Below are 13,193 nucleotides of genomic sequence, written 5' to 3'. Positions count from 1 at the left end.
GGATCATGCGGTTCCGCTCCTTTTCCAACTCAGATACTGCGTCACCAGTTCGGCCCCCAACTCGGCGGGCCGGACATCCACCACCGGAACGCCATGAGCACTCAACCGCTCATGGAGTTCTGCCCGCTCATTCAGGTAACTCACCGTGCCGCAGTAAGCCAGCGCTTCGGGCAGCGTTTGCACCGTGGTCTGGCGTAACGTATCCAGCGTCTCTTCGCGCAGGCTGGCGACCAGTACCCGATGTTGTGCGCTCAGGCGTTTGACCGCGCTCAGCAGTTCCTCATCGTCCTCATCGCGCAGGTTGGTTACCAGCACCACCAAGGCCCGGCGCTTCTGTCGCGTCAGCAGTTGATTGGCGGCGGCCTGATAATCGGCAGGGCGCTGCGTGCTGTCGAGGTCATAAACCGTGTTCAGCAGTACATTCAGTTGTGCGCTGCCTTTGACCGGCGCGAGATGGCGTGGGTGTTCGCTAGCGAAGGTACTCAAACCCACCGCATCGCCCTGACGCAAGGCTACATAACTGAGCAACAGGCAGGCATTGAGCGCGTGGTCGAAGTGCGACAGTTCATCGTCCTGGCTGCGCATGCGTCGGCCACAGTCGAGCATGAGGATAATCTGCTGATCGCGCTCGTCCTGATATTCACGGGCAATCGGTGAGCGTTGGCGTGCGGTGGCTTTCCAGTCGATCTGGCGCAGGCTGTCGCCTTCACGGAATTCGCGCAGTTGATGGAATTCCAGGCCCTGACCGCGCCGTTGCCGTTGGCGCACGCCGAGCTGGCTGAGCCAATTGTCCACCGCCAGCAACTCACCGCCGTAGAGCCGGGCGAAGTCGGGGTAGACGCGGGTCTGGTCGCTGACCCTGAGCAAGCGTTTGCCTGACCATAATCCCAAGGGGCTGGGCAGGTTGATTTCGCACTGGGTGAAGTTGAAATGACCGCGTTTGAGCGGGCGCAGACGGTAGCCGAGCAGGCTGCGCTGGCCGGGTTGCAATTCAATCGACAACGGCAGGTTTTCGAAGCTCAGGCCTTCTGGCGGATGGTCGAAGAGTTGAATGTGCATCGGCTCGCTGAAGTCGTGTTCGATTTCCAGGCGCACCTCACTCCAACGGCCGAGTGCCAGGCTGCCGGGCATCTGCCGAGTGATGCGCGGTGTTGGCAAACGGTGCAGACGCAACGCATCCAGCGCCGCCAGAGCCAGCAGCGCGAGCAGCAATCCCCAGTTGATCGATATCAGGCTCGCCGGGATATCGATCTCCAGTGCGCGCAACGTGCCCAGCACAATGCCGATGAGCAGCAGGAAGGCCAGCCAGATCAACAGCAGGCGCGAGGGTTTCACAGGCGCGGCGCCGGAACTTGGTCGAGTAATTGTGCGAGCACCTGATCGACCTGCAGGCCTTCGATGTCCAGCTCCGGCGCGATGCGTACGCGATGGCGCAGCACGGCCAGCGCGCAGCCCTTGATGTCGTCGGGAATCACGAACTCGCCGCCACGCAACAAGGCGCGGGCACGGGCGCAACGCACCAGAGCAATCGAGGCGCGCGGCCCGGCGCCCAGGGTCAGCCCCGGCCAGGTGCGCGTGGCGCGCGCCAGGCGCACGGCGTAATCGAGAACCTGATCGTCCAGTGGCAAATCACTGGCAATCCGTTGCAGGGCTTGCACATCCTTGGCCTGCAACACGGTGCGCAGCGGTTGCACATCGAGCATGTCGGCGCGGGTCGAGCGGCAGACCTGGCGCACCATGTTCAGCTCCTGATCGGCGTCGGGGTAGTCCATGCGCACCTTGAGCATGAACCGGTCGAGTTCGGCTTCCGGCAGGGGATAAGTGCCTTCCTGTTCGATCGGGTTTTGCGTTGCGAGAACCATGAACGGTTGCGCGATGGGCAGGGCACGACCTTCGAGTGTGACCTGACGCTCTTGCATCGCCTCGAGCAAGGCAGCCTGGGTTTTTGCCGGGGCGCGGTTGATCTCGTCGGCCAGCAGCAGATTGGTGAACAACGGGCCTTTGCGCAGCTTGAACTGCTCGGTTTGCAGGTCGTACACGGCATGGCCGGTGACGTCGCTGGGCATCAGATCCGGGGTGAATTGAATCCGCGCAAACTCGCCGCCGAAACAACGGGCCAACGCCCGCACCAGCAGGGTTTTGCCCAATCCCGGCACACCTTCGAGCAGCACATGACCGCCGGCGATAAGCGCCGTCAGCACGTCATCGATCACCTGGTTCTGGCCGATCAACGCTTTTTGCAATTCGCCACGTACTGCTTGCGCCAACTGGCTGGCACGCTGGCGTTGCTGGGCGGCGTGGCTGGCGCTGCCGGGCTCGATCTGTTCAGTCATAGCGTGTTCCTCAAAGTTTGCAGGTGGGCGACCTGGCGGCAGAAATCGGCGCTGGACAGGCGCCGATCCGGCACCGGGCTCAGGGCCTGGCTGATGGCGCGGGTGGGTTGTCGGGTCAGACGCGACAAAGCCAGCCATTGTTCGGCAACGTTTAATTGGTCAAAGCCGGGGTGACGGCGACGGGCACGGCGCAGAACGTCCTGTTGCAGTGCTTGCAGCAACGCCTGCTGGCCGTTGTGGCGCAACAGGAAATCGGCGCTGGCGCGCAGGTGTTCCTGCAATTGTCGGCGTCCACTCGGGGCGGGTAGTTGCAGTGGGCCGTGACGCACGCCGACGTGCCAGAGCCAAAGGCCGATCAACGCGAGCAAAGCGACAATGGCTTGCGGGAAGTAGCGCCAGAGCAAGGTCAGCAGGCCATCGTGCTCGGTGTTGTAGATCAATGTGACGTCGGTGTCGGCGCTCAAATACCAGAGCAGCCAGGCGTTGTCGTATTGGCTGATGGTCTTGTTCTTCCACAACTCGGCGTCGGTGACCACGGTGATCGTGCCCAGGCTGTAGGGCAGCTGCATCATGTGCGTGGCCTTGGCGCTGTTGGCCCACGCTTGCGCCAGATTCTTCGGGTCGTCGAGGTGGAAGTCGGTGTCGAAGCCAGCGTAGGCCGGTGCGTCTTCGTCTTCCAGATAGAGTCTGGTCAGTTGCGGGAAGCGCTCTGGTTCAGCGTCTGCGGGTAAGTCTTTCAGATCCTTGCTCAGGGATTGATGCAGTTGCACGCGATCGAGCAACAGATCGTTGCTTTGTTTGCTCTGCTCATCCCACAGCGACTCGGCGACGAACACCAGTCGCCCACCGGCCCGGGTCCAGTTCAACACTTGGTCAACCTGACGCGGGGTCATGCGTGAGCGGTCGTTGAACAACAGCAACGTGTGGCGGCGCGGGTCGATATCGGGGAGTGCCGCGAGGCTTTCGGCATGGCTGACGTTGAGCCCGCGTTCACGTAAAAACAGCTCGGCGGCCAGATACGGATTGGCTTGCGCGGCGGGCGAGGGGCCGTGATCGACTTCTTCCTGATAAGGCGTGGCGTTGAGGTAGAGGAACACGCTCAGCGTGCCGATTAACAGGGCTATCAACGCAGCCACCCACCACAGTGTCCGGCGATTCAACGGGCGGCTCCGGGACCAAACAAGGCGCGCCAGCCATCGCACAGCTCCTGCTTCAGGGAGGCTGCCGGGACGCGATGCCCATAGGCCATGTTCTGCCAATGGGTGGTCAGGCTGCGGCTGAAGGCGAGCAGTTCCGGGCGTTGCAATTGTTCAACGTGCGCGAGCACCTGAAGTTCGGTGTCAGCGGGTTTCAGGGTCATATCGAAGTCGTGGAGCAGATGGCTGAGCAGCCCTCGATACAGCAGGCCCAGCGCTGCACGGGGTTGGCTTTGCCAGAGGTGTTCGGCGCTGCCTGCAATGTCGCCAGGCAAGGTGTCGCGGTTCAAGTCCAGACCGAAGGCTTGTTGCGGCACCGCGCGTTTCGGTTTGGCAGGCAGTCTCGGGCGGCGGCTGACGAACGCTTGGAGATAGTCGCGATAACGCCAGATCAGCCAGCCGAACGCAGCAATCACCGTGCCCCAAAGCAACACTTCAATGATCTTCGCCAGCACATTGAAGTGTTGCCCGTCGAGCCAATCCAGCAGGGTTTTCAGCCACTGCGGTGCTTCACCGGGTTTTTGCGCTGTGGCAGGTTTCGCCGGGTCGTCGCTAAAGCGATAGCGGGTGACGGATTCCTTGTTCTTGAACGGCGGTTGCTCAAGCAGTGCCTTGATGCTGTCCCGTGAGGCCTGACTGGTCAGAGGCTGATTCAACAGTCGCGGTGCCTGTGGACTGTCATCCGGCTCTGCCGCCCACGCCGAAGGCACATTCGGCAGCACCAGAAAGACCGCCAGCAGCACTCCCAATACACCGTTGTTCAGGCGCTGTCGCAAGCGGCGAAACACCAGTTCGATATCCCAGGCTTCCAGTTGTGTGCGCCGGTTCAGATAAAGACTGAAGCCGCAGGCGACATAGATCGGCTCCCACACCACCAGCACCAGTGCGTAGAAGGCATTGGTCAGGTGTTCGAGCCAGCGCCAGTCTTGATCCGCCGCGAGTATCAGCGACTGCCAGCTCCAGTCCGTTTCGATTTGCTGCGGCAGCAGCATGTAGAACAGCACCATCAGGCCGATCCACAACGCGGTTTCCAGGTGCACGCCGATGATGGTCAACCACTGCGCGGCACCGGCGTTGCGTTGCAGGAGCACGTGCAGGCGTTGTTGTCGGGCGCTGCCGTCGAGGCCTTCGAGTTGCACCACCGGCAGCAGAAAGCTGCGGCTGAAACTCAGACGGCGCCAGGTCAGGCTGGCCAGCAATTGCGGTTTGAGCAGGCGCGGCCATTCGCGCAGGGCTTGCTTGAGTGTCGGCGTTTCGCCAAACAGCGCTTTCGACAGGATGTACAGCGGCAGGCGTTCATAAGCCGGTTTCAGCCACCAGAAGATAAACACCGCCAGTGACGGCGAATCCCACAGCAACAGACTCAGCAAGGCGAACAGCGGCAGGGTGACAATCGCCCAACTGGTCATCAGCAGACGCCGATGTTGCTGGCTCATCAGCACGCCCAGGTCCATGGCTTCCCAGGTCGTGCGCGGGCGGATCACCACGGTGGCGTCACTCAGGCGCATGGCGGGTCCTTCCGGCGAACAACAGATAGACCGCGACCAGAGCCCAAAGCGCGGCGCCGACCAGATACTTGGTCAGTGGTGTGACGCTGGTTTTCGACGACCAATAAGCTTCGATAAACGCGGCAATCAACAGGAACAACATCACGCCGCAGACCAGCAACACGCTTTTGCGTGCGGCGCGTTTCAGCGCTTCGCTGCGGGTCAGCCGCCCGGGCGCGATCAACGCCCAGCCGAGTTCCAGGCCGGCGGCCCCGGCGAGGGCGATGGCACTGAGTTCGAAGGCGCCATGGGCGATGACGAATGACCAGAAGGTCTGGCCGAAACCGATCTCGCTGAGGTGCCCGGCCACCGCACCGATGACCATGCCGTTGTAAAAGAGAAAGAACGCACTGCCGACGCCTAGCAACAAGCCACTGGCGAAAGTCTGAAAGGCAATGCCGATGTTGTGCATCACGTAGTAACCGAACATCACCCAGTCCTCGCTGGCCGCACGTTCGGCGGGGCGCCCGAGGTGTCCGGCGACCGGGTCGTACATGCCTTGCATCTCGCGCACCTGATCGGCGGGGAGCAGGTTGTAGACCAGTTCGGGAAAGAAATACACCAACACGCCGACGCCGATCAGACTGCCGAAGAACAGCAGGCTGGCGACCAGCACAAAGGGCCATTCGGCACGAACCAGGCGGGGGAAGTCGGCGAGGATGAAACTCAGCAGACTGGCGCCGAGCCGGCTGCGATGACGGTACAACTGTTGATGCCCGCGCAGCACTTGTTGTTGCAGCGAATCAATGAGGAAACTGCTGTAGCCGCGTTCCTGGGCCAATGCCAGATGCTGGCAAAGCCTGCGATAGGCCTTGGGGAAACCGCTGACTTGCGAGGTGTCCTTGCCGCGCTCAAGGCGTTCGAGGGCCAGCGCAAAACGCTCCCATTCGGCCTTGTGGCGACTTTCGAAAAGGCTTTGCTTCATGTCGGGCCCAACAAACCGCGAGCGATGCCATTGAGTTCAGCCACAGCCTTGGGCGCAGAAATGTGCAATGGCTGGGCGAGCAGGGCCGCCAGTTCATTGACCCGTGCTGGCGACAGTTCTTCTTGGCGTTCGGCAAAGCCCAGCACGGCGCGTTGTTCGGCGAGTGTCAGGGGCACTGGTGAGCGTCGAGGTTCGGCATCAGGCAGTTGCGGACGACTGAGCGGGCGTTCGCTGTAGACCACCAATGTGCCGGCGGCGATGTCGCCAAGGCGTTTGAAGGTCGGGTGTTGCAGGCAACTGAGGGTGCCGAGGAAGTAGCCGAAGGGCAGCAGATCGACAAAACGCAGCAGGTTGCGCAGCAGTGAGGCCGACCAGCCAACCGGGGTGCCGTCATCGTGCACCACGCGCAGGCCCATCCATTGTTTACCCGGCGAGCGGCCCTGACGCAGCACTTCGAACAGCACCATGTACCACCAGCTGATCGCAAACAGCAGTAGCGAGCCGAGGCCCATGCCGAGCTTGCCGAGAAACGCCAGGGCGATGAACAGCACCCCCATGATCACGCCGCGCAGGGCCAGATCGATCGCAAAGGCTACGGCACGCACCATTAACCCGGCGGGACGCAACGGCAGGTCGATGCCTTCCGGCGTTTCGACCTGATGCCGCGTATCCAGCGGCGGGGCCAGCGGTGCTTTCCTTGGCGGTGCTGTGGTCTCGAGCATGGGCTACCTGGTGTTCGCCTGTTCGGGGTGCAAGTGAGGTCGATGCTAGCAGCCTCTCGGGGGAAAACGACATAACTATGTATTGCACATCGTGAAGTACGAAGTGTTTGAATGACACGAGGCTGGCCGCGAGCGCGGTCGAGCGCCTAGACTTTGCCGATCTTCTGTTCAGGAACCGCCCGTGACTTCAATCTTCTGGTACGACTACGAAACCACTGGCATCAATCCGCGAAACGACCGCCCACTGCAAGTGGCCGGAATTCGCACCGACCATGCGCTCAACGAGATCGACGAGCCGGTCAACCTCTATTGTCAGCCCAGCGAAGACATCCTGCCGCATCCGGCGGCCTGCGCGATTACCGGCATCACCCCGAGCCAGTTGGCCGAAAAAGGCTTGAGCGAGGCTGATTTCATGACGCGGGTGCATGCCCAACTGGCGGCCCCCGGCACCTGTGGCGCGGGTTACAACACCCTGCGTTTCGACGACGAGATGACCCGTTACAGCCTGTATCGCAACTTTTTCGACCCGTACGCCCGGGAGTGGCAGGGCGGTAACAGTCGCTGGGATCTGATCGATGTGGTGCGCGCTGCTTATGCGCTGCGTCCTGACGGCCTGGTCTGGCCGACCGATGACGAAGGTCGGGTGACGCTCAAGCTCGAACGCCTGACCGCCGCGAACAATATCGATCACGGGCATGCCCACGAAGCGTTGTCGGATGTGCGCGCGACCATTGCACTGGCACGGTTGATCCGCGAGAAACAGCCAAAACTCTATGACTGGCTGTTCCAGTTGCGTAGCAAGCAAAAGGTCATGGATCAGATTCGTCTGCTGCAGCCACTGGTGCATATTTCCGGGCGTTTCTCGGCCGCGCGCAGTTATGTCGGTGTGGTGCTGCCATTAGCCTGGCATCCAAAAAACCGTAACGCCTTGATCGTCTGCGATCTGCACCTCGACCCGCAGGGGTTGCTCGATCTGGACGCGCAGACCCTGCGCCAGCGTTTGTACACGCGTCGTGATGATTTGCTGGAAGGCGAATTGCCGGTGCCGCTCAAGCTGATTCACATCAACCGTTGTCCGGTGGTGGCGCCGCTTGCGGTTTTGCGCGCGCAGGATCAGCAACGTCTGGGGCTGGACATGGCGCTTTATCAACAGCGAGCACTGCGGCTAACTGACGCACAGCAAGTTTGGAAAGATAAAGTTGCAGAGATTTATGTCAGCGAAGATTTCATTCCGAGCGAGGATCCGGAACAACAGTTGTACGACGGATTTATCGGTGACCGTGACCGACGTCTATGTGAGCAAGTGAGGAGCGCTGACCCGGCACAACTAGCGCAAGAGCAATGGCCTTTCGATGACGAACGTTTGCCTGAATTACTTTTTCGATATCGCGCACGCAACTTTCCCGAGACGTTGAATTTCGAAGAGCAAGAACGCTGGAGAATATTTTGTCAGCAGCGTTTGTCCACGCCTGAGTGCGGCGCACCGAATACCTTGAAATCTTTTAGCGAGGCGGCCGAGCAATGGTCGATTAATGCCACGCCGATGCAGAGTGAGGTGCTCAATGAATGGCAGAATTATGTCCAGGCATTGCGCAAACGTTTGAATCTTTGAATTCGAACATGACCGGGCTTAAATCCCGGGCATAAAAAAACGCCAGCATTCGCTGGCGTTTGTTTTTCGCGGATCGCTCTGCGAAGACGTTGCGGCTTAGCCCAGCAGGGTAGCCCAGCCTTCAACCACGTCACCGCCCCACTTGGCTTTCCACTCTTTCAGAGTTTTGTGGTTGCCACCTTTGGTTTCGATGACTTCGCCGTTGTGCGGGTTTTTGTATTGTTTAACTTTGCGAGCACGCTTGGTGCCGGTAGTTTTTACTGCGCCGCCGCGTACTGCTTTGGTTTTAGCTTCCGGATCCAGCAGCGCGATGATGTCACGCAGGGATTTGGAGTATTCGCCCATCAGGGTGCGCAGTTTGCCTTCGAATTCCAGCTCGGCTTGCAGTTTGTCGTCTTGGGACAGGTTCTTCAAACGGGCTTGCAGCTCTTTGATGGCTTCTTCGGTGGCGCGATATTCGTTGATCAAGGACATGATTACTACCTTAGTAGAGTGCGGGATGGCAGGGGGACAGTGCCGCAATAATAGTCAGGCTGTTTCATCAAGTAAACATTTAACCAGGGTTTTTATTTAAATTAGTTACGAGAAACTGCTCTCTATTGAATATTCAGTTAAATAGTGTGATCGAGTCATCACAGATATTCACAGTTGTCTGATCAAGCGATCCCGCAGGATCAGCACCAGTCTGTCGGCTACTCATCAAGAATCCGTAGCACTGAGCCTGGCGCCTCCCGTTGCTGATCAATACTGCAGTTTTCCTGCGCAGCCGCTAGAATGGCGGCCTTTGCGAAGTTCTGGAGTTTCCCCCTCATGCGCACTTTTCGGCTGGTGATATCTTGCCCGGACCGCGTTGGCATTGTTGCCAAAGTCAGTAATTTTCTGGCAGCCCACAACGGCTGGATCACCGAAGCGAGCCACCACTCGGACAACCAGGTGGGCTGGTTCTTCATGCGTCACGAAATTCGTGCCGATTCGCTGCCTTTCGGTATTGAAGTGCTGCGCGAGAAGTTTGCGCCGATCGCCGAAGAGTTCTCGATGGACTGGCGCATCACCGACACCGAGCAGAAAAAACGCGTTGTGCTGATGGCCAGCCGCGAATCGCACTGCCTCGCGGACTTGCTGCACCGCTGGCACAGCGATGAACTGGACTGCGAAATCTCCTGCGTGATTTCCAACCACGACGACCTGCGCAGCATGGTCGAGTGGCACGGCATTCCTTATTACCACGTCCCGGTCAATCCGCAGGACAAGCAACCGGCATTCGACGAAGTGTCGCGTCTGGTCAAACAGCACGATGCCGAAGTGGTGGTCCTGGCGCGTTACATGCAGATCCTGCCGCCAGACATGTGCCGCGAATACGCGCACAAGGTCATCAACATTCACCACAGCTTCCTGCCGTCGTTCGTGGGTGCCAAGCCGTATCACCAAGCGTCGCTGCGTGGCGTGAAGCTGATCGGTGCGACCTGCCACTACGTGACCGAAGAGCTGGACGCCGGCCCGATCATCGAGCAGGACGTGGTGCGTGTCAGCCACAGTGACAGTATCGAAGACATGGTGCGTTTCGGTCGTGATGTCGAGAAAATGGTGCTGGCTCGTGGCCTGCGTTATCACCTCGAAGACCGCGTACTGGTGCACGGCAACAAGACTGTGGTGTTCTGATCTCAACCCCACGGGCTTGAAAAACCAAGGGTCTGGGCGTTCAATCGTCCAGACCCTTTTTCATTTCAGCAGTGAGGATAAGCCATGGCCGATCCACTGGACAAAGCCACTTCCAAAGCGCCGGCGACGTTGGGCGAAGGGTGTTTGAGTCGATATGATCCCGAGGACATGAGCCCGGAGGATGGCACCGAGTTTCCCGGCGCTGCGGAGTTGTGGGAACAATTGCAAGAGAAGTCCGACGACAACAAGGACGATGCCTGAAGCGCGATCATGCAGGCGCAGCCGAAGGCGCGGGCCGCGACCGGACAATCAAGCCTGCCCCACCTTCATCAATTTCCTCAACAGCGGCCGGCCCAGCATCAACAAAAACACCGGCCCCCCGACCAGCAGATAAAAGTAATACGTCACCACCCGCCAAATCAGAATCGCTGCCGCAGCGGTGGATTTCCCCACCATCGGCGCCAGCAACGCTGCCGACGTCAACTCCGCCGCCCCCGCGCCGCCCGGCAGCAGGCTGAATTGCCCGGCGCCCAGTGAAAGCATCTGCACCAGAAAACTCCACGCCCACTGCAAGTCCGCGCCCAGCCCGCGTAGCGCCAGATACAGCACGCTGTAGCGCAGCAACCAATGCACACAGGTCAGGGCGAATACTTTGATCAAAGTTTGCCAGGGCAGCTTCAACGTATCGGTAAACGCCGCGAGAAAATGCAGCAACTTGCGCGCCCAGCGGCGGCGGGTACTGGCCTTGACGTTCATCCTCGCCAACAGGCGACCGCTCAGGCGGATCAAGGTGCGGTGATAGCGCGCGACCAGCACACAACTGAATAAACCGCCGAACAGCGAAATCGCACTGACGATCAGCAACCACTCGAGACGATCGCTGAGGTGCTGGAACAGCGCATAAATCAAAATGCCGCTGAGGGCGCAGAGAAAGAACAGCAAATCGCTGAGCTGATCCATGGCAAACACCGCGCTGCCCCGCGCCGGCCGCACGCCCGATCGGGCCAACAGGGCCATGATCGTCAACGGCCCGCCGCTGCCACCGGGAGTCGCGCAGTAGGCGAATTCGGCGGCCATCACTACACCAAGGCTTTGCAGCGGCGTGACGCGCTCGCGTTGATCGCCGAGTAGCAGGCGCAGACGCAAGGTATTGATGCCCCAGCAAAGCAGGATCATGCCGAACATGATCAACAGCCAGTGCAACGGGAAACTCTGCAGCCGCGCCCAGGTGTCGCCGCCACCCAGCACAACCGGAATCAGCACCGCCGCGAGCAGGCCGATCAGCAAGAGAATGCCGCGACTCATGCGGCGCTTCCCAGTTGACCGCGCTGTTGGGCGAGCCAGTGGATTTTGGTCATCGGTACGCGTCCTTCGCTCAGTAGTCGTTCGAGGGTGTGCAGCCAGTAATCACGGGAAAAGCCGTGGCGCATGTCCACGGGATGCAAGCCTAGACGAATCACCGACGCCCGACGCCAACGCTGTTGACGCTGCTCGCTGACAATCTTCGACAGACCCCTTCGCCAGGCGCTGCGAGCGCTCCAGACCAGACCCGGCGCATCGATCGCGGTGAAATCCGGCAACCGATACAGATGCTGCGGATCGCTGGTGTAGCGCAGGGGCAGCTCGCGCAGGGCCTGGCGGGTGCCGTCGCTCATCAACCACGCCGGGGCAACGAAACCGTGCAGTGGCCAGTCGTGGCGCTGGAAGACTTCGATGCCGGTGCGCAGGCGAGCGAGGGCGGTTTCACGAGACAAACGGTAAAACTCCCCCTCATGGGTGTAAACGCGGCGCATGAACCAGTCGTGCGGCGTCGTCGGGCCGGGCCCTGGTCATCGTGGAAATAACCATGCAACGCCAACTCATCGCCACGGGCGACGCGCTCATCGAGCCGTCGGCAAAATGCCGGGTGATCGTCGAGGACATTGTGCCGGTGGAAATTCGGAACGACCAGCCACGTCATCGGCACGTTGCCCAAGGCGTCGACGGCCTCGACAAACGGCTGGTAATCCGCCCACGTCGACGGAGCGACGTCGTGCAGCACCAGCAACACGGCGCGGTTGTTCATCGATTCAAGCATTGGCCACCTTGGGCAGCGTATGTCCGAGTACGGCGTGATAGTGGCCCAACAAACTGTCGACCACCGTATCCCACGCATAGCGGGTTTCGACATGCTGGCGCGCCTGTGTGCCAAGTTTGCTACAGCCGCGACTGAACAGTTCCCGCACGGCATTGGCCATCGCTTGCGGGTTGTTCGGTGCGCACAGGAGGCCGCAGGAATCAGTGACGATCTCTTCGAAAGCTCCGGCGGCCACGGCCACCACGGGAATGCCGCAGGCCATGGCTTCGAGGATCACCAGGCCGAAGGTTTCCTGGTCGCCGGCATGCAGCAAGGCATCCGCACTGGCCATCAACTGCGCGACGCGTGGCGCGGGGCAGAATTCGTCGATCACACTGACGTTTTCCGGCACAGCGGTGGGCATCGACGAACCGACCAGTAGCAGGTGATAGCGCGGGCCGAGGCGTTGCATGCATTTGAGCAATACCGGCAGGTTTTTCTCTTTCGAGCCGCGTCCGGCAAAAATCAGCAGCCGGGTGTCTTCGGCGATGCCCAGTTCTGCACGCAGTTGCGGGTCGCGGGCTTTGGGGTGAAAGGTTTGCAGGTCGACGCCCAGCGGTTGCACGAACACATTGCGTACACCGAGGCCGCTGAGCTTGTCGGCCATGATCTGACTGGGCGCCAAAACCCGATCGAAGTTGCCGTAAAGCCTGGTGACATACGCCTCGATATTCGGTGTGACCCAATGGCCCATGCGATTGCCGATCAGCAAGGGCAGATCCGAGTGATAGAAACCGATTACCGGCACATCCAGCTGTCGTCGCGCATCAAGGGCGGCCCAGGCGGTCAGATAAGGGTCGCCGACTTCGATCAGATCGGGCTGTAAATCCTGCAGGACGTTTCGCCATGGCGCGAGGCGAAGGGGGAATCGATAGCCTTTGCCGAAAGGCAGGGCGGGGGCGGGAACCGTGTAAACGCCGTCGTGTTCGCCGAAGTGCGCACCGGGAATCAGCAGGCTGTGGCGGGTACCGGATTTGACTCCGAGCCGGCGGTGTTTGGCATCCAGATAAGTACGCACGCCGCCGCTGGCCGGGGCGTAGAACATGGTGATGTCGGCGATATGCACGGTGATCAACCCTCCGT

12 protein-coding genes and 1 pseudogene are annotated in these 13,193 nt (G+C 60.4%); 3 read left to right on the top strand and 10 right to left on the bottom strand.

Annotated features, from left to right (window positions below; translation table 11 throughout):
- Positions 1 to 3 precede the first annotated feature (3 nt).
- Genes ACOYXH_RS19025 through ACOYXH_RS19000 form a run of 6 tightly spaced genes read right to left on the bottom strand, consistent with a single transcriptional unit; the run spans position 4 to position 6,723 of the window.
- Complete coding sequence (locus tag ACOYXH_RS19025; RefSeq protein ID WP_460409872.1) at positions 4 to 1,335, bottom strand: DUF58 domain-containing protein; 1,332 nt, start codon at positions 1,333 to 1,335, stop codon at positions 4 to 6.
- Positions 1,332 to 2,333 carry an AAA family ATPase gene (locus tag ACOYXH_RS19020; RefSeq protein WP_095048231.1) on the bottom strand — a complete coding sequence of 334 codons (1,002 nt, stop codon included), beginning with the start codon at positions 2,331 to 2,333 and terminating at the stop codon, positions 1,332 to 1,334. The genes ACOYXH_RS19025 and ACOYXH_RS19020 overlap by 4 nt, the downstream gene beginning before the upstream one ends.
- Positions 2,330 to 3,493: a DUF4350 domain-containing protein gene (locus tag ACOYXH_RS19015; RefSeq protein WP_460409871.1), complete on the bottom strand. Its 1,164-nt coding sequence runs from the start codon at positions 3,491 to 3,493 to the stop codon at positions 2,330 to 2,332. Before ACOYXH_RS19015 ends, ACOYXH_RS19020 begins: the two co-directional genes overlap by 4 nt.
- On the bottom strand, positions 3,490 to 5,037 hold the full coding sequence (locus ACOYXH_RS19010) for a DUF4129 domain-containing protein (protein ID WP_258708728.1): 1,548 nt from the start codon (positions 5,035 to 5,037) through the stop codon (positions 3,490 to 3,492). The genes ACOYXH_RS19015 and ACOYXH_RS19010 overlap by 4 nt, the downstream gene beginning before the upstream one ends.
- Positions 5,024 to 6,001 (bottom strand): stage II sporulation protein M, encoded by a 978-nt coding sequence (locus tag ACOYXH_RS19005; protein ID WP_460409870.1) that lies wholly within the window; start codon positions 5,999 to 6,001, stop codon positions 5,024 to 5,026. Before ACOYXH_RS19005 ends, ACOYXH_RS19010 begins: the two co-directional genes overlap by 14 nt.
- Entirely contained in the window at positions 5,998 to 6,723 is a 726-nt protein-coding gene (locus ACOYXH_RS19000; RefSeq protein ID WP_095048228.1) for an RDD family protein, read from the bottom strand. The genes ACOYXH_RS19005 and ACOYXH_RS19000 overlap by 4 nt, the downstream gene beginning before the upstream one ends.
- 181 nt (positions 6,724 to 6,904) lie before the next feature.
- On the opposite strand from ACOYXH_RS19000, the gene sbcB reads away from it, so the two are divergent.
- A complete protein-coding gene (sbcB, locus tag ACOYXH_RS18995; RefSeq protein ID WP_095048227.1) occupies positions 6,905 to 8,335 on the top strand; it encodes an exodeoxyribonuclease I in 1,431 nt (476 codons plus the stop codon).
- A 96-nt stretch (positions 8,336 to 8,431) separates the two neighbouring features.
- On the opposite strand, the gene mvaT is transcribed toward sbcB, so the two are convergent.
- A complete protein-coding gene (gene mvaT / locus ACOYXH_RS18990) occupies positions 8,432 to 8,809 on the bottom strand; it encodes a histone-like nucleoid-structuring protein MvaT (protein ID WP_007912775.1) in 378 nt (125 codons plus the stop codon).
- Between the two features lie 336 nt (positions 8,810 to 9,145).
- On the opposite strand from mvaT, the gene purU reads away from it, so the two are divergent.
- Positions 9,146 to 9,994, top strand: a complete 849-nt coding sequence (gene purU / locus ACOYXH_RS18985; protein WP_007912774.1) for a formyltetrahydrofolate deformylase — start codon at positions 9,146 to 9,148, stop codon at positions 9,992 to 9,994.
- Between the two features lie 84 nt (positions 9,995 to 10,078).
- Complete coding sequence (locus ACOYXH_RS18980; RefSeq protein WP_449123596.1) at positions 10,079 to 10,255, top strand: hypothetical protein; 177 nt, start codon at positions 10,079 to 10,081, stop codon at positions 10,253 to 10,255.
- 48 nt (positions 10,256 to 10,303) lie between these two features.
- Here ACOYXH_RS18980 and ACOYXH_RS18975 read toward each other — a convergent pair whose 3' ends face one another.
- The 3 genes and pseudogenes from ACOYXH_RS18975 to ACOYXH_RS18965 all read right to left on the bottom strand — a co-directional run bounded on the left by ACOYXH_RS18975 (position 10,304) and on the right by ACOYXH_RS18965 (position 13,155).
- Positions 10,304 to 11,299, bottom strand: a complete 996-nt coding sequence (locus ACOYXH_RS18975; protein WP_095048226.1) for a lysylphosphatidylglycerol synthase transmembrane domain-containing protein — start codon at positions 11,297 to 11,299, stop codon at positions 10,304 to 10,306.
- Positions 11,296 to 12,071: pseudogene (locus ACOYXH_RS18970) on the bottom strand (DUF2334 domain-containing protein). Before ACOYXH_RS18970 ends, ACOYXH_RS18975 begins: the two are co-directional and overlap by 4 nt.
- Positions 12,064 to 13,155, bottom strand: coding sequence for a glycosyltransferase family 4 protein (locus tag ACOYXH_RS18965; RefSeq protein ID WP_176471328.1), 1,092 nt, complete (start codon positions 13,153 to 13,155; stop codon positions 12,064 to 12,066). Before ACOYXH_RS18965 ends, ACOYXH_RS18970 begins: the two are co-directional and overlap by 8 nt.
- Between the last annotated feature and the right edge of the window lie 38 nt (positions 13,156 to 13,193).

The organism is Pseudomonas sp. Mb7 (assembly GCF_054790525.1).
This window is presented reverse-complemented; position numbering and strand designations above follow the sequence as displayed.

What these genes read in the sequence shown, in the direction of transcription:
- ACOYXH_RS19020 (WP_095048231.1), bottom strand. Translation starts at nt 2,333, where the DNA reads ATGACTGAACAGATCGAGCCCGGCAGCGCCAGCCACGCCGCCCAGCAA.
- ACOYXH_RS19010 (WP_258708728.1), bottom strand. Translation starts at nt 5,037, where the DNA reads ATGCGCCTGAGTGACGCCACCGTGGTGATCCGCCCGCGCACGACCTGG.
- ACOYXH_RS19005 (WP_460409870.1), bottom strand. Translation starts at nt 6,001, where the DNA reads ATGAAGCAAAGCCTTTTCGAAAGTCGCCACAAGGCCGAATGGGAGCGT.
- ACOYXH_RS19000 (WP_095048228.1), bottom strand. Translation starts at nt 6,723, where the DNA reads ATGCTCGAGACCACAGCACCGCCAAGGAAAGCACCGCTGGCCCCGCCG.
- mvaT (WP_007912775.1), bottom strand. Translation starts at nt 8,809, where the DNA reads ATGTCCTTGATCAACGAATATCGCGCCACCGAAGAAGCCATCAAAGAG.
- purU (WP_007912774.1), top strand. Translation starts at nt 9,146, where the DNA reads ATGCGCACTTTTCGGCTGGTGATATCTTGCCCGGACCGCGTTGGCATT.
- ACOYXH_RS18980 (WP_449123596.1), top strand. Translation starts at nt 10,079, where the DNA reads ATGGCCGATCCACTGGACAAAGCCACTTCCAAAGCGCCGGCGACGTTG.
- ACOYXH_RS18975 (WP_095048226.1), bottom strand. Translation starts at nt 11,299, where the DNA reads ATGAGTCGCGGCATTCTCTTGCTGATCGGCCTGCTCGCGGCGGTGCTG.
- ACOYXH_RS18965 (WP_176471328.1), bottom strand. Translation starts at nt 13,155, where the DNA reads ATGTTCTACGCCCCGGCCAGCGGCGGCGTGCGTACTTATCTGGATGCC.